Annotated in this window: 22 protein-coding genes and 1 pseudogene; 14 read left to right on the top strand and 9 right to left on the bottom strand. The window is 37.4% G+C overall.

Features of this window, described 5'->3' with window-relative positions; translation table 11 throughout:
• Nucleotides 1-3: 3 nt before the first annotated feature.
• From D8793_RS02955 to D8793_RS02925, 7 genes are all read right to left on the bottom strand, one after another.
• Nucleotides 4-642 (bottom strand): TerD family protein, encoded by a 639-nt coding sequence (locus tag D8793_RS02955; RefSeq protein ID WP_125370518.1) that lies wholly within the window; start codon nucleotides 640-642, stop codon nucleotides 4-6.
• Between the two features lie 17 nt (nucleotides 643-659).
• Complete coding sequence (locus D8793_RS02950; RefSeq protein ID WP_125370517.1) at nucleotides 660-1355, bottom strand: TerD family protein; 696 nt, start codon at nucleotides 1353-1355, stop codon at nucleotides 660-662.
• Between the two features lie 25 nt (nucleotides 1356-1380).
• On the bottom strand, nucleotides 1381-1980 hold the full coding sequence (locus D8793_RS02945) for a TerD family protein (RefSeq protein ID WP_015605135.1): 600 nt from the start codon (nucleotides 1978-1980) through the stop codon (nucleotides 1381-1383).
• A gap of 92 nt (nucleotides 1981-2072) precedes the next feature.
• Complete coding sequence (locus D8793_RS02940; RefSeq protein ID WP_125370516.1) at nucleotides 2073-3203, bottom strand: toxic anion resistance protein; 1131 nt, start codon at nucleotides 3201-3203, stop codon at nucleotides 2073-2075.
• A 15-nt stretch (nucleotides 3204-3218) separates the two neighbouring features.
• The gene (locus tag D8793_RS02935) at nucleotides 3219-4787 is read right to left on the bottom strand and encodes a YceG family protein (protein ID WP_125383822.1); all 1569 of its coding nucleotides are present in this window, start codon (nucleotides 4785-4787) and stop codon (nucleotides 3219-3221) included.
• A 188-nt stretch (nucleotides 4788-4975) separates the two neighbouring features.
• Nucleotides 4976-6067, bottom strand: coding sequence for a cysteine protease StiP family protein (locus D8793_RS02930; protein WP_125370514.1), 1092 nt, complete (start codon nucleotides 6065-6067; stop codon nucleotides 4976-4978).
• A gap of 11 nt (nucleotides 6068-6078) precedes the next feature.
• Nucleotides 6079-7215 (bottom strand): phosphoribosyltransferase domain-containing protein, encoded by a 1137-nt coding sequence (locus tag D8793_RS02925; protein WP_125386857.1) that lies wholly within the window; start codon nucleotides 7213-7215, stop codon nucleotides 6079-6081.
• 156 nt (nucleotides 7216-7371) lie between these two features.
• On the opposite strand from D8793_RS02925, the pseudogene D8793_RS02920 reads away from it, so the two are divergent.
• The 3 genes and pseudogenes from D8793_RS02920 (at nucleotide 7372) to D8793_RS02910 (ending at nucleotide 10766) form a co-directional block, all read left to right on the top strand.
• Nucleotides 7372-7962: pseudogene (locus D8793_RS02920) on the top strand (HD domain-containing protein).
• A gap of 105 nt (nucleotides 7963-8067) precedes the next feature.
• Nucleotides 8068-10284, top strand: coding sequence for a single-stranded-DNA-specific exonuclease RecJ (gene recJ / locus D8793_RS02915; RefSeq protein ID WP_125370704.1), 2217 nt, complete (start codon nucleotides 8068-8070; stop codon nucleotides 10282-10284).
• A gap of 2 nt (nucleotides 10285-10286) precedes the next feature.
• The gene (locus tag D8793_RS02910; RefSeq protein ID WP_125386855.1) at nucleotides 10287-10766 is read left to right on the top strand and encodes a hypothetical protein; all 480 of its coding nucleotides are present in this window, start codon (nucleotides 10287-10289) and stop codon (nucleotides 10764-10766) included.
• Nucleotides 10767-10869: 103 nt separating this feature from the next.
• On the opposite strand, the gene D8793_RS02905 is transcribed toward D8793_RS02910, so the two are convergent.
• On the bottom strand, nucleotides 10870-11868 hold the full coding sequence (locus D8793_RS02905) for a restriction endonuclease subunit S (protein WP_125370511.1): 999 nt from the start codon (nucleotides 11866-11868) through the stop codon (nucleotides 10870-10872).
• Complete coding sequence (locus tag D8793_RS02900) at nucleotides 11861-13825, bottom strand: HsdM family class I SAM-dependent methyltransferase (RefSeq protein ID WP_002927814.1); 1965 nt, start codon at nucleotides 13823-13825, stop codon at nucleotides 11861-11863. Before D8793_RS02900 ends, D8793_RS02905 begins: the two co-directional genes overlap by 8 nt.
• Before the next feature lie 355 nt (nucleotides 13826-14180).
• Between D8793_RS02900 and D8793_RS02890 the strand changes: the two genes are divergently transcribed.
• The 11 genes from D8793_RS02890 to D8793_RS02840 all read left to right on the top strand — a co-directional run bounded on the left by D8793_RS02890 (nucleotide 14181) and on the right by D8793_RS02840 (nucleotide 21967).
• On the top strand, nucleotides 14181-15095 hold the full coding sequence (locus D8793_RS02890) for an IS1595 family transposase (RefSeq protein WP_125370509.1): 915 nt from the start codon (nucleotides 14181-14183) through the stop codon (nucleotides 15093-15095).
• Nucleotides 15088-15525, top strand: a complete 438-nt coding sequence (locus D8793_RS02885) for a hypothetical protein (protein WP_117281700.1) — start codon at nucleotides 15088-15090, stop codon at nucleotides 15523-15525. Before D8793_RS02890 ends, D8793_RS02885 begins: the two co-directional genes overlap by 8 nt.
• Before the next feature lie 53 nt (nucleotides 15526-15578).
• Nucleotides 15579-15863: a hypothetical protein gene (locus D8793_RS02880; RefSeq protein ID WP_049476214.1), complete on the top strand. Its 285-nt coding sequence runs from the start codon at nucleotides 15579-15581 to the stop codon at nucleotides 15861-15863.
• Nucleotides 15856-16413 carry a DUF6036 family nucleotidyltransferase gene (locus D8793_RS02875; protein ID WP_125370508.1) on the top strand — a complete coding sequence of 186 codons (558 nt, stop codon included), beginning with the start codon at nucleotides 15856-15858 and terminating at the stop codon, nucleotides 16411-16413. The genes D8793_RS02880 and D8793_RS02875 overlap by 8 nt, the downstream gene beginning before the upstream one ends.
• A 273-nt stretch (nucleotides 16414-16686) precedes the next feature.
• Nucleotides 16687-16950 carry a hypothetical protein gene (locus tag D8793_RS02870; RefSeq protein WP_125383876.1) on the top strand — a complete coding sequence of 88 codons (264 nt, stop codon included), beginning with the start codon at nucleotides 16687-16689 and terminating at the stop codon, nucleotides 16948-16950.
• Nucleotides 16951-17205: 255 nt separating this feature from the next.
• Nucleotides 17206-17718, top strand: a complete 513-nt coding sequence (locus tag D8793_RS02865) for an adenine phosphoribosyltransferase (RefSeq protein WP_005590499.1) — start codon at nucleotides 17206-17208, stop codon at nucleotides 17716-17718.
• A gap of 100 nt (nucleotides 17719-17818) precedes the next feature.
• Nucleotides 17819-18760 (top strand): homoserine O-acetyltransferase MetA, encoded by a 942-nt coding sequence (gene metA, locus D8793_RS02860; RefSeq protein ID WP_005590498.1) that lies wholly within the window; start codon nucleotides 17819-17821, stop codon nucleotides 18758-18760.
• A gap of 9 nt (nucleotides 18761-18769) precedes the next feature.
• Nucleotides 18770-19450, top strand: coding sequence for a DnaD domain-containing protein (locus tag D8793_RS02855; RefSeq protein ID WP_062004960.1), 681 nt, complete (start codon nucleotides 18770-18772; stop codon nucleotides 19448-19450).
• Between the two features lie 300 nt (nucleotides 19451-19750).
• Nucleotides 19751-20023, top strand: coding sequence for a TIGR04197 family type VII secretion effector (locus tag D8793_RS02850; RefSeq protein WP_125370507.1), 273 nt, complete (start codon nucleotides 19751-19753; stop codon nucleotides 20021-20023).
• A 1-nt stretch (nucleotide 20024) separates the two neighbouring features.
• Nucleotides 20025-20384 (top strand): cingulin, encoded by a 360-nt coding sequence (locus D8793_RS02845; RefSeq protein ID WP_125370506.1) that lies wholly within the window; start codon nucleotides 20025-20027, stop codon nucleotides 20382-20384.
• Nucleotides 20375-21967, top strand: coding sequence for a virulence protein (locus D8793_RS02840; protein ID WP_125370505.1), 1593 nt, complete (start codon nucleotides 20375-20377; stop codon nucleotides 21965-21967). Before D8793_RS02845 ends, D8793_RS02840 begins: the two co-directional genes overlap by 10 nt.
• Nucleotides 21968-21970: the final 3 nt, after the last annotated feature.

Raw genomic sequence — 21970 nt, 5'->3', positions numbered from 1 at the left:
TCTTTAGCTAAAGAGTGCAGCTATACCATTTAAATCAGCCTGTTTTCCTTCACCGATGGTGTGGAAAGCCCAAGTTGAACCATCTCTTACGAGTTCTGCAAAGACAACAGCTGTATCGGTCGAATAATCATCTTTCAGCTGGAATTTACAAAGTTCAGAATTGTTCTCGACATTAACTAAGCGAACATAGGAATTATTAACCATGCCGAAAGTTTGGCGGCGGGCGATAGCCTGATCGATGGTAATAGCACAAATGATTTTATGGATACTTGGTGAGAGAGTAGCTAAATCCAAACTGATAACTTCGTCATCACCATCTCCTGCACCAGTACGGTTATCACCATTTAAGTAAATCCCAGGAGCAGTTTTGTTATTATAAAAAATGACATCACTAGCAGAAGTAATTTTACCTGCTTCATTTAATAGGAAAGCAGAAATATCAAGGTCAAAATCGGCACCGCCGGCAGAGATATCCCAACCAGCGCATAAGTCAACTTTTGTAAGGCCTGGAGCAGCTTTAGCTAAGTCCAGGATAGTATTTTTTTCTAAATCAAGAGATACACCTCCCGTTGCAGGAGCAACTTCAGTGGGTGTTGGAGTAGGGTTGGCAGGTCCGCCAAGTGAGGTGAAATTAATAGCCATGAGAGATTCCTTTCTGATTAACGGTAAGATTTTTCAATGTCTTGGATTGAAGCGTTTAGGTATTCTCCAACTGCTTTGAAAGTCCAACCATTGACAGTGCGTGTAAGTTCAGCAAATTTAACGGCCGTCGCTTTACCACCATCTTCTGATAAATTGAAGCGAGCGATTTCTTTTTCAGGACGTTGTGCCTGATCAACTAAACGAACGTAGGCATTCTTTACTTGGCCAAAATATTGTTTGCGATTTTTACCAGAATAGATAACAACTGCTACAACGATTTGAGCCACATCTGGATGAATATTATTGAAATTCACAAACATGTTTTCATCATCACCGTCACCAGCACCAGTAAGGTTATCATGATCTAACTGAATACCTTGAGATTTCTTTTTACCGAAATAGACAAGACCATTAACTGAACGGGTCAAATGACCAGAAGCATCAAGAAGGAAGGCGCAAAGATCAAGGTCGAAGTCGGAGCCAAAGAAACTTGTCTTAACATCCCATCCTGCTGAAACTCGGATATTTTCTAAAGAGAAATCCGTTTTAGAAAGATTAAGGAAGTCATTCTTTGCGAGGTTAAGCATGCCTCCTTTATTTAAATCGAGTGTAACTTCACGCCCTTCCGTACTAACTGTTTGAATAGGTGTGTTAGCAGCAGGAGATTGGGTTTGTTGCTCATCTCCACCGAATAATTTACCAAAAAGTCCCATAATATTTTCCTTTCTATTTTCTTAATTACATATAGCGAGACAAGAGTTGGTTGAGGTCAGCGATAGCTCCCTCACCGATAGCTTCAAAAGCCCAACCATTAGCTGTCCGACTGAGGGAACAAGCTGTTACAGAAGTATCAGCAGAATAACTGTCACTCAATTCATAGCGGCAGATTTCCTGTTCGTTATTATCAGCATCTAGGAGGCGGACGAAAGCATTTTTAATCATGCCAAAAGTCTGACGTTTAGTGACTGCATCAAAAATAGTAATGAAGAAGACAATTTTCTTAATTCGAGGTTCAATTGCATCAAGATTAATTTGGATTCGTTCATCGTCGCCTTCGCCTTCTCCAGTACGGTTATCACCTTCAAGACGAATTCCAGCTGCAGACATATTATTGAAGAAAATAACATCATTTGGTACTTGTGCAACGCGGCCGTTTTCTTCAACTAAGAAGGCAGCTAAGTCAAGGTCAGCAGTGGGTCCAGCAACAGCCATATCCCATCCGCCACCTAGAATACAATTTTTTAATGCAGGAGCCTGCTTTGTTAAATCTAAAACGCTCCCTTTAGAGAGGTTAAGAGGAGCAGCAGAGCTGCCAGAGTTTAAATGAGTGAAATCCATATAGATATTCCTTTCTGAATCATAATATTTTTAAAACTCTTTAGCTTAAGGGAAGCCAAGTAAGAGTTATTGCTACCATATCTTAAGTGATATCAATGACCGCTTATAAAACCTTTTTCAGCCATGTCAGATTTCATATGTTCTAACTCAATAGAATCACTTTTTCGCTTTTCAGCAATTTGATTATTGATCTGCTTGGTTTCTTCAATTCCTTTTTTGATTGTCTCATAAGTTGTACGAAGAGTCTCCATTTGAATAGAGCTTCCACCAGCCATACGAGCAATATTAACAGATTGATTAGCAGTATTTTGTGCATTACGAATTAGAAGTTCATTTGTTTTTTCATCCAATTGTTTGATAGACTTAGCTTGAATTTCCTGTCTTTTTAATTGAATAGCTTGAACCAAACATTGCTTGAAGATTGGCAATGTGATAATAAAGGAAGAATTGATTTTCCGCATCAGATTAAAGTTAGACATTTGCATGGTCTGAATCATAGGACAGGTTTGCATGGCCACGTTTTCAGCAATTTGCAAGTCATAAGTTCGTTGAGCGAGCATGTCTTTAATCATACTTAGCTTTTGCTGTTGAGTTTGTTTTTCTTGATCTGTTATATCTGTACGAGTCGCGATCTGATTGCTGTATTCTTCGATTTCTTCTTGAGCGATCTCGCCAGCAACAATATATTTTTCTAATTCTTCATAGTAAGCCACATTCGTTTTATATTGTTTTTCCAAATTTTCTTGGGTTTGGTGAATCTGAACTTCATATTGCTTCAATATGGTATAAATCTGATCAACTTCTTTACCCATATCTTCATATTTAGCAAAAAGTTTATCAATATTATTCCTTATTTTACCAAATAATTTTTGCAGAGCAGATGCTTTTTCTGGATTTTCAATTTCTTTAATATCGAATTTATCCATGATTTTAGTGAGTTGGACGAGCATTCGAGAAGCTTCCTCTGCATCTACTCTCCGCATAGAAGATAGTAGAGCATCAGATATTTGAGAAATCCCTTCACTCGGTTTTTGACCGAAAGCCATAATTGAGTTGACATTAGTAATATCAATCTCATTGGTGAGGTTCTGAACCTCAGGCAGTGATCTCAGCTTCTGCTTATAGGCTAAATTGTCAGCTAGCACTTCTGGTTTAGCAAGTTCAAGTTCAGTTGATTTAATCTCTTGGGGAGTCGAATCAAAACTTCCTGTGTTGATGGGCATATTGTTTTCCTTTCTTTAATTAAAAAGTTTACTGAAGAAATTTTGTTTTTTCTGCTTTCGTTGAATAGCTTGAAAACTTTGCTCATAGTTTATAACATCTAACCTGATAGTGTTAAAGTACTCTGCATTAATATAAGAGTTCAGGTCAGATAAGCCGGCAGGTGAAAAAATGATGATGTCAAAACCAATTTTTCCAAGATAGGCAAGGACATAGCAAGTATTTTTTGATAACTGAGTTTCGCCTTCCAAGAAAAATACAATCTTGGGTATAAAGCCAGTAAAATCAAAGCTATCTATGAGTCGAATTACTCTTTTATCCAACTGTAGAATCAACAATGCAAAGTTTAATATTTCTTCTTTGGATACTGTCAATGGTTGTTTGAATAGTCGAGTATCAGCAATGGTTTCGTTAATCTTATTGAGAAGGAATTTTTCTGTTTCATCGTTATAAGGAGCATAGCGATAGAATGGGAGCTTCATAATCTCCTCAATATCAAAACTTCCATTACTGAGTTGACAAAACATAAGCTGATACTTATCGGAATCATTAATTTCGTGAGTAATCAGTTCATCACCATTGGATGTTAAAACGAGCGTATTATCAGACGAAGAGCAGATATTGACCAAATGGGCATACTTGTCAATTGGATTATATTCTCCCTCTATTTCAAAAAAGAAATGTGGGACATAGACTGTTTTCTCAACGGTCTTAAATCCGTTCCGAACTTTTGCGGGTGCGTTCCAATTTTGTTCTACATCAATTAAAGTTGAATTGAAGAAAATGGGGCTTGTCGTTCCATTTCGGAACTGCCAAGGCCTATAAATGCCAGAATTTGTAAATAACTGTTCTTCAATTTGTGTTTCTATATCCAGTGTAATTGAACGATTTTCCTCTATAATTTGTCCATTTTTAGCTCTTTCTGTCCAACTTTGGATAGGCAGGATTTGAGTGTTTTTATGGACAGTACTGATTTGATCAGAGTCAACTTGAGCAAAATTTTCATCATCTTTTAGTGGATTGATATAAATGACATCAAATCCAAAGCGATTTAGTAACAGCAAGAAATATATATCGTGTCTTGAAATACTACCATAGTAGATGCACTTGTTTGTAAGGTAATCTCTATCTTGATAGGATAAGCTAAAAATATGTAAGTATGCATAGAGTAGCATTTTGCATATAAAATTATTTCTCACGCTGTTATTCAGGAAATTTTCTTGACGGATAGCAAGGTTTGTTATATATTCTAGAGCAATCAGAAATTGGTGATTGAGCTCTGCATCTTCAAAGAGTGTAATATCCTGACTGGCTATTTGACTAACTTCCATTGAAGCAAGCTCGTTTCTTATGCTGTTAATGAAATCAAAATCTGCATCCATTGGGATTTGGCCGTCAAAGTAAATAGTGTGAGTTGAATCCTCTTGAGCTTTTACCAAAATAGTTTTTAATACACTATCATATTTACTTTGATTTTCAACCCCGATATATCGTGTAAAAACAGGAGCGAAAGTGGCTTGTATTCCTTTTCGTTCTGTGATTGAACGCCAAAGTTCAAAGGGCAGATTTTGCAGACTGGTCGACATGAAATATACCTGCTTTCTACGATTATAATGTCACATCTTTTGTCTTCTTTGTATAAAAGTTAAACGAAGAGTGCAGATGGTTTGCTTTGTACCTCCTAAATCACTGGAGATAGCTTATTAAAGTCTGCTCTCCCCTGCTTTATAGATACCATTGTATATTTATAAAATGGTCTTTGTCAAGAGATAAACTATAAATCAGCGACTTCCTTTATAATGCCACAAACATTATATTTCTGTAAGTTGACATATTCGATTGGGATCTGCTTTTCTTCACATAATTGAAGGATATGTTTAAGGTATTTTTGATTAGCCTTTTCTCGAATTAATACCCTGTCTGGAAGGCGCCTAAGCAGAACTCTAGTTGTCTCACCAACTCCTGGTTTTATTTTATTGATATCACTAATATTGTAGGATTGGGCGATTTTCTTAACTTCGTCCAAGCCTTTGAAATCCTCATTGAGCTCTTCTTGTGAAGGATTAAAATAATCTAATTGAACTTGGTCAAAATAGGATTGCACTTTATCTAAGAATTCCAATGAATGGTCGTAAGCTTCGTTTTCTGCATAATAAACGGCTCCGTGAAGCTCGTCGTCACTCATTTCTTTTAATTTGACCGTCCTGCTGACGAGGCCGCTGACAGTAGCATTTAAGCAAGCGCTAGGAATTAAAAAGTCCTGACGAGTACCATAAAGCGGTGTTACCGAAGCTGGATCACTGAGTACAGCTAGAGTAGGATCAAGTTCGGAAAAGAGTTTATTTTCCTCTGCTAACCTCTGGCAGGCTTCTCCTAGGACAGTATTTATTGCTCCTTTTCCAACCCAACCATCCACGAATTGAATATCTTTAGGATGGTGCTTGTTGGCTATAATATTCATGGCGGCTATGTCAATCCCTTTACCTCTAATGATAGAAATACTATAATGTGGCACATCAAGCTGATACTTATAGTGAAGGTACCTTTTTATTAGAATACCTATAGGAGTCCCTGCCCTTGCTAAGGAAACTAAAACAAGATTTTCTCCTTTTTTCTTGAAAATCTTTTCAGAAAGACTTGCTATAGCGTTAGCAGTCTCAAAAGAAAGAGTTGCGAGGCTTTCTTGATAGATTTTCATATAGCGCTCTGTTGGGGCATATTCTAGAGGTAGCATTTCGGAATAGTGAACGCCCTGTTGATTTAACTTTTCTCTTTCAGCAGTGTCTAATACAGGAACCTTTCCACGCACATCTTGTAAGAGGATGGTTACATCGGATTCAGGGTAACTAGTTTTTACTAAATTCATAAAAGCCTTTCTTATTGTTTAACAAAAATTAATGTTTGCTTACTAAAGGGCTGCAGTTTATTTTGAAGAGCTGTTCGAAATGCATCAGTCATAACCTCATAGACGATGATAATTTGGTCATAATGACGTTCAATATCATAAAGGAAAGTCATTCTATTCGTTTCGTAAGCACTGGCCAAAGCTATGCCGTTATGGAAAAGATAGTTGTCTTCACTGGAGAGGGAAATAGGACTTCTTGTGGTGGAGCGAACCTCTGCATCAAGTTCTTGGGCTAGTCTAATTGGTAACCACATGTTTTCCTCAGTTCCAATGACGGCTATTGTTTCTTCTTTAGATTTCCGAGAGACTTGCGAAGTCAATCGATTTAGAGCAGTTTTTTGGAAGACTAAAAACTCTTCTTTAGTGAGACCTGTTCGAGGATTGAGGTTGTCAGATAAATGATAGTGAACGTCTGAAGTTAGTCTTGGTTTTTCCAGTGTTGTTTCTTTCAGTTCTATGAGAGGAGTATTATCTCTCATTTGTCCACTGACTAGGTATATCCTTTTGATTTCTTTTTCTTGAAAAATCTTACGATTCTTTGTATTTTGCCAGTTTAATATAGAAGCGGCTGCAAAAGAAATACCGTCTTTAACTTTTTGAAATTTTTCAATAAAGTTAACAATTGTATTTCCTGTTGTTATTTCATCTTCGATAAACAAGACAGTATCGTAGTCAGGAATATCTGAGCGATAATATAATTTTTGTGTACTTGCATGTGAATGCTCTTCTTCGAAAGAGATATTTTGGATATCTGTGTTAATGCTTTCTCGAGTAGTCTGTAAATAAAAGACAGTTTTCAGATCTTTATTTTCCAAGGCCATATGCATGATTGCCTGGGCGATCCCAGTAGCCGTCTCTGAAAAACCAACAACCAAAATACGCTTGTCAGAAGGAATTTGCCTTTTTATTTCTTGATAGAGTTCGTAAAATAGCTGCAGCGTGTTATGGGCTTTAACAGGATAATGCTTAGCTTGATATTTATTAACAAATAAATAGTCTCGATTGGGATTATTATTTCGCTTGCAAATAGCAACNATATCATTGATAACGAAGGAACTCTTATTTTCTTCTATATTAACAAAATCTTCTACTTTTAAAAGATAGGTCATTATTATTCCTTTCAAAGTTTGCAATTAATTAACCTTTATTGTCTTAGTATATCACTAATTATTTCAACTGTCATTTTTATACTTCAGACAAATCTTGACAATCATATTGAGGATATTGTGATATAATAATAAAAACATTTCAAAAGAATTTTCCCTATGTTTGAACATCTACAGCAGCAGTTAGCTTTTACAAATGAGCTGGAAAAACTGAAAGCCACTCATAGGAACAACAGAACCTTGGATGCCTATCGTTTTGAGAATTCTGCTGAGCATAGTTGGCAGGGAGCGCCTATGGCGCTAGTCTTTCGAGAATATATCCCCTAAGAAGTCAATCTGGAAAATGTCTTGTCTATGTTATTGATTCATGATTTGGGAGAAATATATGCTGGTGATACCTTTATCTTTGACGACGCGGGCAAGAGCGATTCTTACGATAGAGAGCTGGACTCCTTGAAAATCAGTTTGAACAAGCTGCCGTCAGATCATCAGGATTCCTTTTTAGAGCTCTGGCAGGAATTTGAAACCGGCATTAGCATAGGGGCTAAATATGCCCGAGTGATGGATGCTTTGGTACCCCTACTCAATCACTTGGAAGTCGCACAGCCCCATGACAATCCTCATGGCCTGACCAAGTCGCAGGTTATTGCGAAAAAATCCTTTATACAAGAAACCTCTGAAACTCTTTGGGAATTGGCTCAGGAAGTTATTGACCAAAGCGTTGCCAAGGGACTATACCTGGATGAGTGAGGCTGAGAGCCTTACTCGAAGATAAGAAGTTTGAGACTGGTTGAACCAGTCTTTTCATGTTATAATATTCAGACAAGATTGAACGGAGAAAGTGTTTCACTTATCATGATTAGCTCAAAATACGACTGGCAGTTTGCCACAAATTTTACAGATGAAAAATTTTTAAAAAAGGCTAAGAAGGCTGGGCTAGAACCCGCTGTTGCCAGTCTTCTTTACCAAAGAGGAGTGCAGACTGAAGAAGCTTTGCAGGAATTTTTAGAGCCTAGTTTAGACCAGCTTCACGACCCTTATGACCTGCATGATATGGAGCGGGCAGTGGAGCGCATTCGCTCAGCGATTGAGAATTATGAGCAGATTTTAATCTATGGTGATTATGATGCTGATGGTATGACTTCGGCATCGATTGTCAAGGAAGCCTTGGAGCAGCTGGGGGCTGAGTGTCAGGTCTATCTGCCCAATCGCTTTACGGACGGCTATGGTCCTAATAGCAGTGTTTACAAGTATTTTATTGAAAATCAAGGCATCTCGCTCATTATTACAGTGGATAATGGAGTGGCGGGACATGAAGCTATCGAGCTGGCCCAGTCTCTGGGCGTGGATGTCATCGTGACGGATCACCACTCTATGCCTGAGGAGCTGCCAAATGCCTATGCGATTGTCCATCCGGAACATAGCGGAGCGGATTATCCTTTCAAGCATTTGGCTGGCTGCGGGGTGGCTTTTAAGCTTGCAACAGCCTTGCTGGAAGAAGTCCAAGTCGAACTTTTGGACTTAGTTGCCATCGGTACCATTGCCGATATGGTCAGTCTGACGGGAGAGAATCGGATCTTGGTCAAATACGGCCTTTCCGTCCTAAAAAATACCCAGCGAGTAGGACTTCAGGAACTCTTCAAAATTGCGGGTATTCAGTCTGATGAACTGGATGAAGAAACAGTTGGTTTCCAGCTTGCTCCCCGACTCAATGCCTTGGGACGGCTGGATGATCCAAATCCGGCGGTTGAGCTTTTGACAGGCTTTGACGATGAAGAAGCTCGTGATATTGCTCTCATGATCAACCAGAAAAATGACGAGCGCAAGGAAATTGTCCAGCAGATTTATGAAGAGGCACAAACCATGCTGGACCCTAAGAGACCAGTGCAGGTGTTGGCCAAAGAAGGCTGGAATCCCGGTGTGCTAGGGATTGTCGCTGGGCGCCTGCTGGAAGAGCTGCACCAGCCAGTCATAGTGCTTAATATTGAGGATGGCATCGCTAAGGGCAGCGCCCGCAGTATTGAAGCAGTCAATATCTTTGAGGCCTTGGACAGTCACCGTGATCTCTTTGTAGCCTTTGGTGGCCATGCTGGAGCAGCTGGAATGACCCTTGAAGCAGACAAACTAGCAGAGCTATCTGATATCCTGACAGCCTACATCTTAGACAATGATTTGGATTTGACTGGCAAAACAACACTCTATTTAGACGAGGAGTTGCAGCTACCAGAACTGACCCTTGATACACTCAAAAGCTTCGAAAAACTGGCGCCTTTTGGTATGGACAATAAGAAGCCGCTTTTTTACCTCAAAGACTTTAAAGTGGACAATGCTCGGACTATGGGAGCTGGCAATAGCCATCTCAAGCTAAAAATTTCTCAGGAAGACGCATCTTTCGAAGTAGTAGCTTTTGGGCAAGGAAGCCTGGCGACAGAATTTGCCCAGACCAAGAATCTGGAGCTAGCTGTCAGCCTCTCTGTCAATAAATGGAATGGACAGACCAGTCTTCAGCTTATGCTGGTAGATGCCCGTGTGGACGGCGTTCAGCTTTTCAATATCCGAGGCAAAAATGCGACGCTGCCTGACAAGGTTCCAGTCTTGCGTTTTACAGAGGAATTGCCGGATTTGACAAATAGCAGAGCAGTTGTGGTTTATGACCTGCCTGATGACTTGCAGGATTTGAAGAATATTCTTCAGTCTCAGGATTTCGAAGCGATATACTTTAAGAATGAAATTGCCAAGCCTTACTATCTGACCGGTTATGGTACTCGTGAGCAATTTGCTAAACTTTACAAGACAATCTACCAGTTCCCTGAGTTTGATGTTCGCTATAAACTTAAAGAGTTGGCGGCTTACCTGAAAATCGACCCGATTCTCTTAGTCAAAATGATTCAGATTTTTGAAGAACTGGGCTTTGTCAGCATCACCGAAGGTGTCATGACAGTTAATAAAGAAGCAGAAAAGAAAGAAATTGAAAGCAGTCGTATTTACCAAGACCTCAAGCGTCTAGTCAAAGAGCAAGAACTCATGGCTCTGGGTACTGTGCAGGAGATTTATGATTATTTGAAAGGATAAAAATGATTTTTTTAAAAAATTTTAAAATAAGGTTTGTCAGAAACAAGGAGATAGTAAAATTAACCTTACTTTTCTTAATAGTTTCTTCGTTGCCAGTATTGTATGTGATGGCTAAAAAATATTTAAAAATAGATTTGAGGATTAATTTAAAAGAAACTATAGATTTTGATTGGTTATCTTATTTTGGGTCGCTTATTGGAAGTTATTTGATTGTATTTACTCTATATTTTGAAAATAAAAAATACAAAGAAGAAAAACGTGATTCAGTTAGGCCGATTTTTAATATAGGGACAAACTATGAATCTATGGGAAGTAGTAGTGAAAAGCCAAAATATACAATTATATGCACTATAAATCCTGAAAATAGAAAAGAAAAATCTAATCCAGTAACAAAAGAATATACACTTAATCAATGCAATTATATAAGAATTTTAAAGAAAGTTAATAATAAATTAAGGGAACTATATACCTGTTTACACTAACCACAATATGTAGTGCTTCCGATAATATACAAAAAAGCGACTTCTATATTAGAGGTCGCTTTTGGTATAGATATTAAACAACTTATAAAAAGCGGAATTGCTATCAACTTAATATTGATGATATATACATTTCCATGAATTCGAAATCAGGTTCTCCTTCAATCGTTACAGGTAACATTATCTTCTGATGAAGAAGACGTTTAGAGTTCAGTTTGTTTCCGTGCCCAAATTTGTTAGCTTGTTTAGTTATGCAAACAGATATAAACAGTTTAGCTTCTTTACTCATAAACTTCCTCTCCATTAGTGCTGTCACATCTTGAGTTGCAACGTACTTATAGTTGTGAAAAAATGCTAAACCTGCTCCACCGTCGCCGTTATTGTTTATTGATATTGATTCTTTGAAGACTTTGCTTTCGTCAACTGTAACGAAACTATCAAAAGCATTGAATTGCTTACGGGCAGAAATAAGAGGGATTTCTCCGCTCTGGAGCTTTCCTTTTGCTCCAGATTTACCTCTTTCAGCTTCAAAAAAATCTGATATATAAAAATCTGACCAAGGAACACTATTCAAATCTATGAGCGGAGGAGTCAAGAGAGAGTTATTAGCTAGTTCTTTTAACGGCTTAATTTGACTATTTATAAAACTATCCATGTATTCCCAATTAGGTTCATTTTTTTCATCAACTGGCAAAACAATTTTCTTGACACGCAATCGTCCTAAAGTTGCTCCGTTTCCTCCCCAGTTAAGTAACACTAGTTGTTTTTTTATTAGTGGAATTAAAAATAGGGCGATATTTTTAGTCATAAACTTAGATTCTAATATTTGAACATTTTGACCAGTATAAAAATCCGTAGGTTGATAGAAAACTGTTTGAGTATCTAAACCAATTGTAATGGAATTTCCTTTATCAAGTGGTTTATCCTGCTTTCCTACAAACATATCACAGCCGTTATTTTTATCTGTCCGAGTAATGTATGGAAAATATTCTTGGTCATTTGTAATCTTTAATCTCACTTTATCAATACCAGAGCTTGTCGAGTGTAACTTAAAGTATCTGGTATCTGATAATTCAAAAGGTAGATATTTCAAAGTTTCAGTCATCAAAAATATCTCCTCTATCGCTAATTTTCATGCTGTATTCAAACGTTGCATAGTCTCTTAATGCAGATAAAAAGTCCTTTGGAGTTGGAATTGAATCATCAAAATAGAAATAACTGTGCAACCATTCATCATCTGCTGTCAGAGTTGTTTTTATTGAGTTAACACCATCTATATCTATCTTATCTTTAATAGTATCTAGCAGTCTTTTCCTCTTTTCTGTTGCTGTAGCATCTTCTAACATCCCAAGATGAGGATTAAGAATATTCCCGTCATCTCTAAAATCATACAAAATGCTTCTACTATCCTTTTGTGGTACACCATGTTCCAATACGATAACAACCGGACTTGTCCCATAAGGATAAAATGTCTTAGGATTCATTGTAATCACTGCAATTATTCTGTTATTATCTAACAGCTCTTGTTTTAATTCTCTATAATCAGCATCTTTTATAGCTTTTGGACCACTGGTCATTGTTGATTGGGGGACGATAAATGCTGCTCGACCTCCGCATTTTAATCTACCTAAAGCCTTTATCATAAAGTTCATCTCAGATAAATGAGAAGTAACTTTTGTTTTGGCTTGACTATACGGTGGATTCATCAATAGTTTATCGAAATTCCCATCGTTCTCTAAAGAAAGATGAAACATATCCCCTTCTTCTAAATGCGCACGACCGTCATTTCGCAATATCATATTAGTAGCTGATATTGCATATAGTTTGGACTTCAACTCTATTCCATATAACCTATCTGACTTTATTTTTTTGATTGCTTGTTTTTTAGCTTCACTAGTTTTATAATTGACATCATCTTTTTCAACCTGCTCAATCATCTTTTGCATTGAAGCAATTAGAAAAGCACCTGTACCAGTAGCAGGGTCAATCACCGTGTCGGTAGGGCTTATTTCAATTAGGTCAGCCATTAGGGAAGTAATATTCAACGGTGTTAATACAATACCTAAATCCGAACCATCATTGCCACCATACTTAACAAATTCGCTATAGAATGAACCTAATATATCAAATGGAGTACCACCAACTACCCTATGATAGACTTCATTGCTTAAACGGTCTGTAAAATACCACAAAGGTGTTCTATTGCCTAATTCTGTTAACTTAGTATTCAATCGCACATCAGTAGTAATAAATCGAAAAGTATCTAAAAGAGAACCAATTTTTTTGCTTCTAACTTGATACAAATTATTCAACTCATCTTCGATAGCTCTAAAAATAGTATTACCATCTGAACTACTATCAACACCTCCAGTTAGTTGATTTGCTGTCAATCCATGTCGTAGTGCTAACAAAATAGCTGATACTACAGTTGCTTTATTATCTGCTCCTAAATTTCCATAATTTCTCAAATCTTCGTGAATGCTATATGCAATTTCATTGATATTTTTCAGTTCTTCTTGATAAAGAGATAGCTCACCAAGAACTGAAACTTTATAATATTCTTCAATATTCTCTTCTTTAAAATTTTCAAAACTTAATACATCACTAAGTCTTTTTATAACAAGACCATCTTCCCTATTTTCAATATAATAAGGTTGTATTTTATATCGTCTAGGAGAACCAACTATTCCTAATGCAAAGATTTTATCATAAATAGAAGAATGCTCAACAATCCATTTTGCATAATGAACGGCTCCATTTACAGCATATTCTTTTATTGAATGAACATCCATCAATAGATTACCATTTTCGTCGAAAGTCTCCAATTTAGAAAAATCTTTTTTGTTTTCTATAAGTATGTGAAATCTGCCAGATTGAAAATTGAAGTCAGGAATTCCTTGTTTTCCTTTTAGAGATTTAGAAGCTCCTTTTAATGCTTCTATCCATGTTGCTTCACCAGCGTTTTCTACATAGAAGTCTTTGTTCGAAAAATTAGCTTCTGAAAAAAGCTGATAAACTAATTTACCTGTGCTATCACTTTCGTTTGTTTTTCTTACTAACATACAACCTCCAATTTAGAGATTATATGATAAAAGACCTCCTCACAAAAAAGTGAAAAAGTCCTCAAAAGGGGTTGACAAAAAGACTGAATAGCTACATAATCAGCTTGATTTGATTTGATTTGATTTGATTTGATTTGATTTGATTTGATTTGATTTGATTTGATTTGATTTGATTTGATTTGATTTGATTTGATTTGATTTGATTTCTGTCATATTTTTCTCCTTGCTTATATAACAATACTATTATATCACAAAATACTAGTTTCGAAAAGGATTATACCCAATTTTACACCAATTTATTGACTTTTGTGTTTTAAATGATATAATGATTTTAGAATATAAAAGGAGCAGAGAGATGTTAGGTGAGTTTAAGTCATTGTATGATTTGATGAATGCTTTCCCAAGTGATTATCATTGTGAACAACATTTAGAAAAAATTCGCTGGAATGGCTATGTAGTCAGTCCTTTTGATGAAACATCTAAGGTTTATAAGTGCAAGAATGGAAAATACAGGTGCAAGAATACTGGCAAATACTTTAGCGTTAAAACTGGTACAATGTTTGATAATACTAAGGTTTCTCTTCAAAAATGGTTTATTGCTATTTGGATGGTGACTTCTCATAAAAAAGGCATCTCCTCGCTTCAACTTTCAAAAGATATTCACGTTACTCAGAAAACAGCCTGGTTTATGCTGGAGCGTATTCGTAGATGTTTTGGTTCAGAAAATAACAATGAATTAGATGGAACTGTAGAAGTAGATGAAACTTACATCGGTGGTAAAAATAAGAATCGTCATAACTCTAAAAAGGTCAAAAATGCACAAGGTCGTTCTCTAAAAGATAAAACTCCAGTTGTCGGTATGGTTGCACGAGAAGGAAAATTAAATGCCCATAAGGTAAGTGATACAGGTATAAAAACTCTGACAGAACAAGTCGTTAAATTTGTTAAAGATACCGCTCAACTTTACACTGATGAATGGTTAGGTTATAATAAAGTTGCGAAGATGTATGACCACGCTTTTGTAAACCATGGTGCTCATGAGTATGTCATTGATGATATATATACAAACACGATTGAAGGTTTCTGGGCAGGACTTAAACGAGGGGTATTAGGAATTTACCATTCATGGTCTAAGAAACATTTGCAGGACTACGTGGATGAATTTGTATTCCGCTATAATACTCGTAGTATGGCGGATAATGACCGCTTCAATCTTCTACTAGCATCTTCAGGAGTTCGTACAAAATACAAGGAGCTAATCCATGGATAAACTACATGCAGAAATGGAGCGAACAGTTTCCAAAACGATTGACAATAAGTTAGTAGATTACCAAATTTCTCTTTCTGATAATTTTTACAAGAAATATCTCAGTTATTATAATTGCCCTTATACTCAGGCAGTTGTTAAATCGCATCGGAAATTTTTCCAAGATTTATCGTATTATGCAATTTACCAAAAGCTCGACGATATTACAAAAATCAGCATACAGAATCGACTTTCCGAACTAGATACTCTAGTAGATATTTCAGATAACAAAGAGGAGTTCAACACTTTCTTTTATAAAAAATTTCGTTTTAAACTTCCCGATATTCCTTTTGAGGAGGAAAAACTAGAACTTTCTGATTTCGATTTAAAACTACAACAGGCTTTGAATTATAACCCTAAAGAAGATAAACAGTTAAGAAAGAGAAAAAGTTAGACTTTTGAATATAAACGACAATAACATGAACTAAATCTTACAGGAGGAAGATGATGGATTGGTATGATTATATGATAAATGCATCCAAGCAATCACGTTTCAATGCAAGTCATTGGTTTCGTTATTTGCGTAAAGTTATTTTTGAAGACCATTCTTATTTAACAAACGAGGATGTTGAGAAATTACTAGCCTCCAAAGAACTGACCGATTTTCAAAAAGTTAGCTTGAAATATGCTATTCAAGAGCACACACCAACTCATGAATATGTGATTTCGTTAAATAAGCCAGCTAAATTAGCCAATGTTCAGAAAATGATGGAGAAATACAAACATGGATAAAATGAAACCTGTCTTTGAAGCCTTGAATAAAGAATTGGTTCAGGCAAATCTTACTTTGACCATTATCTGTGTTGGTGGCTATGTCTTGGAATATCATGGTTTACGTGCGACACAAGATGTGGATGCTTTTTATGAAGAAAGCCAAAAAATCAATGAGATTATCGCTCGGGTAGGACAAGAGTTTAATCTTAACACTCACGAAGAGCTGTGGCTCAACAATAATGTGGCAAATATGAACAAACAGCCGCCGTTAAGTTTATGTGAAACTTTGTACTCGTTTAAGAATTTAACGGTTTTAGTTGCCCCGATTGAGTATGTGTTAGGAATGAAAATGGTCAGCACCAGAGAACAGGATTTAAAAGATATTGGTGCAATTATTAAATACAAGCACTTTCGTTCACCATTCAACACCTTTGATGGTTTGAAGAAAATGGGATTTGATAGCATTGACTTCTCTGTTCTCCTAGAAGGTTTTAGTTATGCTTATGGCATGGATTGGTTAGAGGATTTTTTCAAAGAAAATCAAGATAAACTTAGAAAGTATTATTGATATTATATTAAAAGACGGTTTCCATTTTGGAAGTCGCCTTTTTTTGTATATTCTCGGAAGCACTATATATTGTGGTTAGTGTAAACAGGTATATAGTTCCCTAAATTAATTAGTCAGCAAAAAGAAAATAGTAGCAATGACCAGAACTTATCGAAGTCTATTCTTATTAAGGTTAGAAACATTGGTTCAGGTCATGCTTTAATTGATAAAATAAAATATAAAGATTCTAAAGGATTAGATAGAGAGCATGTATTAGAGCCTTATGAAAGATTTATGATTGATAAGGGGACATCAAATAATCTACTCTTACAATTTGACTCTAAAATTTCAGATATAGATCATGTTAAAATTTATTTTATTGATGTTTTGGGTTATGAATATGTCTATAAATTAAAATTAGAGTGTAGGCTCAATAGCTATCCGAAACATTATATAAAGTTAGACAATACAAAGGTTTATTTGGCCAATTTATCTAAGGCATATTTTGAAAGTTATTTTCCAAAACTTGTAGGTAAAGCGAAGGAGACAGATTATTAAAGAGCAAGAACTCATGGTTCAGCCTGTTAGCGAAAAGTAAGTTTTGTTCTTGGAGTTAGTAGAAGAAGTGATTATGAAGTGATTATAAAGATTAACCAACTCAATCCCAGCCTCAATACGGTGGTCTATAAATGAATGAAATATACTCTTTTAAATTAAATAATCTATCCCCTTAAAAAGTAAGTTTTTCTGTTACCATTTGGATGAAAAAGTGGTATAATAGAGAGTAAAAAATTTTTTGAAAGAAAGAACATTATGAATTTAAAAGATTATATTGCAACTATTGAAAACTACCCAACGGAAGGGATTCTCTTCCGCGATATCAGCCCTTTGATGGCTGATGGAAATGCCTACAGCTATGCTGTTCGTGAAATTGTTCAATATGCGACTGACAAGGAAATCGACATGATCGTCGGTCCAGAAGCGCGTGGCTTTATCGTAGGCTGTCCAGTTGCCTTTGAATTAGGAGTTGGCTTTGCTCCTGTCCGTAAGCCAGGCAAGCTTCCACGTGAAGTTATCTCAGCTGACTATGAAAAAGAGTACGGTGTAGATACTTTGACCATGCATGCGGATGCAATCAAACCTGGTCAACGCGTTCTGATTGTTGATGACCTTCTTGCAACTGGTGGAACAGTTAAGGCAACCATTGAGATGATTGAGCGCCTTGGTGGCGTAGTGGCTGGCTGTGCCTTCCTCATCGAGCTGGATGAGCTTAAAGGTCGCGAAGCAATCGGCGATTATGACTACAAGGTATTGATGCACTACTAAAGATATAGCTTATTACTATATCTAGTTAGAGAAAAAGTATAATTGAAAACTATATCTCCTTTGAGTATAATGAGTATATTAAACAAANGGAGATATTTTCATGCCTATCAAGATTGATAAGAAGCTTCCCGCAGTTGAAATTTTAAGCTCTGAGAATATCTTTGTCATGGATGATGACCGGGCAGATCATCAGGATATCCGCCCCTTGAATATCTTGATACTCAATCTCATGCCCCAGAAAATGGTGACAGAAACTCAGATTTTACGTCATTTGGCCAATACGCCCTTGCAGCTGACCATTGAGTTTCTTTATATGACTTCTCATACGTCAAAGACCACCCAAGTGGAGCATATGCAGACCTTTTACAAGACTTTTGATGAGGTCAAACATCGTTTCTTTGATGGCTTGATTATCACTGGAGCGCCAGTGGAGCATCTACCCTTTGAGGCAGTAGACTATTGGGAGGAATTCCAGCAGGTGATTGAATGGTCCAAGACTCATGTCTTTTCGACTTTACATATCTGTTGGGGAGCACAGGCTGGCCTTTATGCCCGCTATGGCGTGGATAAGCACCAGATGGAAGAGAAACTCTCAGGTGTTTACGAGCAGTCGGCTCCAAGCAATAATCTACTTTTTAGAGGTTTTGATGATGAATTTATCACGCCTCATTCAAGGCATACAGAAGTACTGAAAGAAGACATTCTGAATCTGACCAATCTAGAAATTCTCTCTGAGGGAGAAGACACGGGCTTGTCCGTTTTGGCGAGCCGAGACTTGCGAGAGGTGTATAGCTTTGGTCACATGGAATACGACCGTGATACCCTTGCCAAGGAGTATTTCCGTGACTTGGAAGCGGGCAAGGATCCTCATATTCCTGAGAATTACTTCAAGAATGATGATGTGAATACGACTCCTTGTCTGCGATGGAGTTTGGCGGCAGCTCTCTTTTTCAGTAATTGGGTCAATTATGCAGTCTATCAAGAAACGCCATTTGATTGGCAAAGTCCAGAGAATGATGCATCCTTCTTTGCTTATTTATAAAGAGGTACTATGACTTATTTAGCAGCTTACAAAAATGGCAACTTGGTTCTTCCAAGTGCCCTCTTTTTGCATTTTAAAGACATTTTTGATTCCAGTGATGATTTTTTGGTCTGGCAGTTTTTCTATTTGCAAAATACCACCTCATTGGAGGAATTTGCGCCCAGTCAGATTGCGGAGCATATTGGCAAGACCTTGTCCGAGGTCAATCGTTCCATGTCCCATCTGACAGAAAAAGGCTTGCTCCAGTACAGAACCATTGAACTGAATGGGGAAATTGAAGCAATTTTTGATGCTTCACCAGCCTTAGAAAAGCTAGATGAGCTTTTGGAGACTTCTGATCCTACTGGGTCAAGGCCAGTGTCGGATGGTAACCTTCTCAAGGAACTGGTTGAAACCTTCCAGCAAGAGCTAGGTCGTCTTTTGACTCCATTTGAAATTGAGGATTTAACCAAGACCATTAAGGACGATCAAACCAATCCAGACCTGGTCAAGGCTGCTTTACGCGAAGCGGTTTTCAATGGAAAGCCTAATTGGAAATATATCCAGGCAATCTTGCGTAATTGGCGGCGGGAAGGTATTACAACCCAAGCTCAAGTAGAAGCCAAACGGGCGGAGCGTGAAGCAAGTAATCCACAGAATGTAACGGTTTCGGATGATTTTCTCAATGCCATGAATTTGTGGAAGGACTAGTTACAAGTAAGTGCGGTGGGGTTGTGCGAAATGTTTGAAGATTTTGCTTTTCTTTCTACTATCTAGTTTCAGATTTAAAGATCTTCAAGTCATTATAAATAGTTCCAACTCCGAGTGATTGCTCAGCAACCGCTGGCCATTGATCAATTATCAACCATATTAATAGTTTCTGAACATAATAAGGCGAGACTGAAACATTTTTGTTTCAGTCTCTTTTTGTTTTAGAACCTATGATTTTGAGGAATTGTGATATAATGAAAAGGTATTTTGGTAATTCTATAAATAAAAGGAGAAGCGAAGATGGGACAAATTAAATCAAACACTATTTCAGCTGGATCTGCTATTAGCGAGCTAGTTGGAGTTGATACCAGCAATGCACAAAATCAACAAGTCAATTTTTTCTATACAACAGGGATTGCTGGAATGGAAGCTGGCTGTCAAGCTTGCAATCAAATGTTGCAGGCTATCAGTGACTTCAGTTCGGCCGTCCTAACTCAGGCCAATAAATTTCCAGAAATTGCTGCAAAAATTGAGAAACGCGATATAGAGCAGGCTAAGCGCTGGGAGAGTTAAAATGAAGGTAGATAAAAGCGAAAAAGAACGCCAAGCACTTTACGAAAAAATTCTCAAAGTTGACGAAAAAGAAGATGAATTTATGGCTCTCAAACATCAATACGAAGATTCTCTGGTAAATTTTGCGACGGATTTCCAATATTTGACGAATCGAATGGAAAATCTACTTTATGAGCATCCGCAAAATACTGCTGCCCTCAGTCATGATTTAGCAGAGACTCAGCATCTTAACCAACAGGTTAAGAACTATGTGGATGTTCAGATGGATGAACTAGAAAAACTCGGTCGTCAAACAAGAAAGACTCTTGAAGAAGAGCGAGAAAAACTGACCAAAGAAAGGAATAGTCTGCCATGGGAGTGAAATATAGTGCAACAGATTCAGCACAGCTTATCCAAGCGATGACTAGCAACCTGCAGGTAGCTAATCAGGTGACCGATCGTCTATCTAGTGGCTGCGATCACTTGATTGCCTCTTTGGAGTCGGGTGAGCTGCAGGGAGCGGCTTATACAGCGGGAAAGGGCTTATTTACAGAAATTATAATTCCTGCTATCAAAAAGCTACAAGCTGCTATTGATGATATTCAGGAGGAGCTGAATTCTTATAAATATGCTGACTCCACCGTATCTGAGTATGGGATACTGGATCTTGACTTGCTGAAAGAACAGTTGGAAACAAAACAGGAGATGTTGGAGAAAACCCAAGCTCAGCTAGCAGAGTATCAATCTCTATTTCGCCGGATTATTGATGGACTTGCAGGGGAATTAGCTGACAATCTGTCCAAGACGAATGCTCTGACAGTGCTGGAAAACCAGCTAAATATCGGCATTCGGGAAATTCAGGAAAAAATTGACAAACTTGAATGGTTTGTGGCAGATGTTTCAAAATACTTTACAGACAGTCTAGAAATTTTGAGACTAGCTATTCAAGGAGCAGTGTCATTGAGTCAAATCACAATTGATGCAGAAGGAAACTACTATACAAATGGTGCGGACATGTCTTGGGTTTCAAAACTGAAAAATGAAGAGATTCGTACTTATGGAAGAGGAGTAGATCCTAAGATTTCTTTGATTAATCAGAGTATCAGAGAATTGATGCTGCCTGATGAAGCAGCGGCTTACTATCGTAAACAATTGCTGGCCTACTTAGAGGGGAAACCTTCTAGCGACTGGCCAATTTTGATTCAAGAATTCAATCAATCTTTACGCTTTGACCATGAGGGGAATATACTGACTTTTATACCTACTAAAGTTAGTGATGTCCCAGTTGTTGGTGAAGTGTGGGTTGTTCTAAAAAATGGTAATTTTGATGAAGAATACACTCGGCGTCTGAATGATGAGCGAGGTGGGCAATTCTGGGAAAGTATCCGAGAAAATGCGGCAGAATTCTTAGCGGGCCTAGGAAGTATTGCCCTTGGTGCTATGATTGATACAATAAGCTTAGGAGGAGGGGCGGCAGGCTTAGTAGTTTCTATACCAAGTTTTGGGACTTTAACTATTCCCATAGAAACAGCGGCAGCGGCTGGTTTTGCGACAGGAGCGACGATAATTGCTGGTGGCACATATGCCGTTAATGATGCTATTATCAAGACTTGGACAGCTAATGCTAGTTTGAATGTCAGCTTTGCCCAGAGCTATGACAGCTGGAAGGCAAATAAACCGACGAGTAAGTCTTTTGGAAAAAAGATTTCTGGACGAGTTAACGGTAAAAAAGTCGATAATATTCGAGTTGATGCGGAGCCAGATAGTGGGAAAATCCAAGTTCAATCGGGGAGTGGAAAGTCAGGTTATAACCTCGACATAGATATTGAAGCCTCAACTATTTCAAGTAGGCAGGATATTGTAAACTGGGTAAATGAACAATCTGAACTAAATGGACTTGGAAAAGGAGCTAAAGAAGAAGTTATCAAAAATATGTGGAAAGCTTTTAAATACTTGACGCAATAAGGA

It is taken from the genome of Streptococcus cristatus, from assembly GCF_003943465.1.
Taxonomy (GTDB): domain Bacteria; phylum Bacillota; class Bacilli; order Lactobacillales; family Streptococcaceae; genus Streptococcus; species Streptococcus cristatus_C.
The sequence above is the reverse complement of the archived record's forward strand: the minus strand, read 5'-3'. Positions and strand labels throughout refer to the sequence as shown.

Excerpts from the sequence above, each read along its gene's own strand:
- D8793_RS02945 (WP_015605135.1), bottom strand. The coding sequence starts at position 1,980 with ATGGATTTCACTCATTTAAACTCTGGCAGCTCTGCTGCTCCTCTTAAC.
- D8793_RS02870 (WP_125383876.1), top strand. The coding sequence starts at position 16,687 with ATGATTGATAAGGGGACATCAAATAATCTACTCTTACAATTTGACTCT.
- D8793_RS02840 (WP_125370505.1), top strand. The coding sequence starts at position 20,375 with ATGGGAGTGAAATATAGTGCAACAGATTCAGCACAGCTTATCCAAGCG.
- D8793_RS02865 (WP_005590499.1), top strand. The coding sequence starts at position 17,206 with ATGAATTTAAAAGATTATATTGCAACTATTGAAAACTACCCAACGGAA.
- D8793_RS02850 (WP_125370507.1), top strand. The coding sequence starts at position 19,751 with ATGGGACAAATTAAATCAAACACTATTTCAGCTGGATCTGCTATTAGC.
- D8793_RS02900 (WP_002927814.1), bottom strand. The coding sequence starts at position 13,825 with ATGTTAGTAAGAAAAACAAACGAAAGTGATAGCACAGGTAAATTAGTT.
- D8793_RS02880 (WP_049476214.1), top strand. The coding sequence starts at position 15,579 with ATGGATTGGTATGATTATATGATAAATGCATCCAAGCAATCACGTTTC.
- D8793_RS02930 (WP_125370514.1), bottom strand. The coding sequence starts at position 6,067 with ATGAATTTAGTAAAAACTAGTTACCCTGAATCCGATGTAACCATCCTC.
- D8793_RS02950 (WP_125370517.1), bottom strand. The coding sequence starts at position 1,355 with ATGGGACTTTTTGGTAAATTATTCGGTGGAGATGAGCAACAAACCCAA.
- D8793_RS02910 (WP_125386855.1), top strand. The coding sequence starts at position 10,287 with ATGATTTTTTTAAAAAATTTTAAAATAAGGTTTGTCAGAAACAAGGAG.
- D8793_RS02905 (WP_125370511.1), bottom strand. The coding sequence starts at position 11,868 with ATGACTGAAACTTTGAAATATCTACCTTTTGAATTATCAGATACCAGA.
- recJ (WP_125370704.1), top strand. The coding sequence starts at position 8,068 with ATGATTAGCTCAAAATACGACTGGCAGTTTGCCACAAATTTTACAGAT.
- D8793_RS02875 (WP_125370508.1), top strand. The coding sequence starts at position 15,856 with ATGGATAAAATGAAACCTGTCTTTGAAGCCTTGAATAAAGAATTGGTT.
- D8793_RS02845 (WP_125370506.1), top strand. The coding sequence starts at position 20,025 with ATGAAGGTAGATAAAAGCGAAAAAGAACGCCAAGCACTTTACGAAAAA.
- D8793_RS02940 (WP_125370516.1), bottom strand. The coding sequence starts at position 3,203 with ATGCCCATCAACACAGGAAGTTTTGATTCGACTCCCCAAGAGATTAAA.
- D8793_RS02890 (WP_125370509.1), top strand. The coding sequence starts at position 14,181 with ATGTTAGGTGAGTTTAAGTCATTGTATGATTTGATGAATGCTTTCCCA.
- D8793_RS02935 (WP_125383822.1), bottom strand. The coding sequence starts at position 4,787 with ATGTCGACCAGTCTGCAAAATCTGCCCTTTGAACTTTGGCGTTCAATC.
- metA (WP_005590498.1), top strand. The coding sequence starts at position 17,819 with ATGCCTATCAAGATTGATAAGAAGCTTCCCGCAGTTGAAATTTTAAGC.
- D8793_RS02955 (WP_125370518.1), bottom strand. The coding sequence starts at position 642 with ATGGCTATTAATTTCACCTCACTTGGCGGACCTGCCAACCCTACTCCA.
- D8793_RS02855 (WP_062004960.1), top strand. The coding sequence starts at position 18,770 with ATGACTTATTTAGCAGCTTACAAAAATGGCAACTTGGTTCTTCCAAGT.
- D8793_RS02885 (WP_117281700.1), top strand. The coding sequence starts at position 15,088 with ATGGATAAACTACATGCAGAAATGGAGCGAACAGTTTCCAAAACGATT.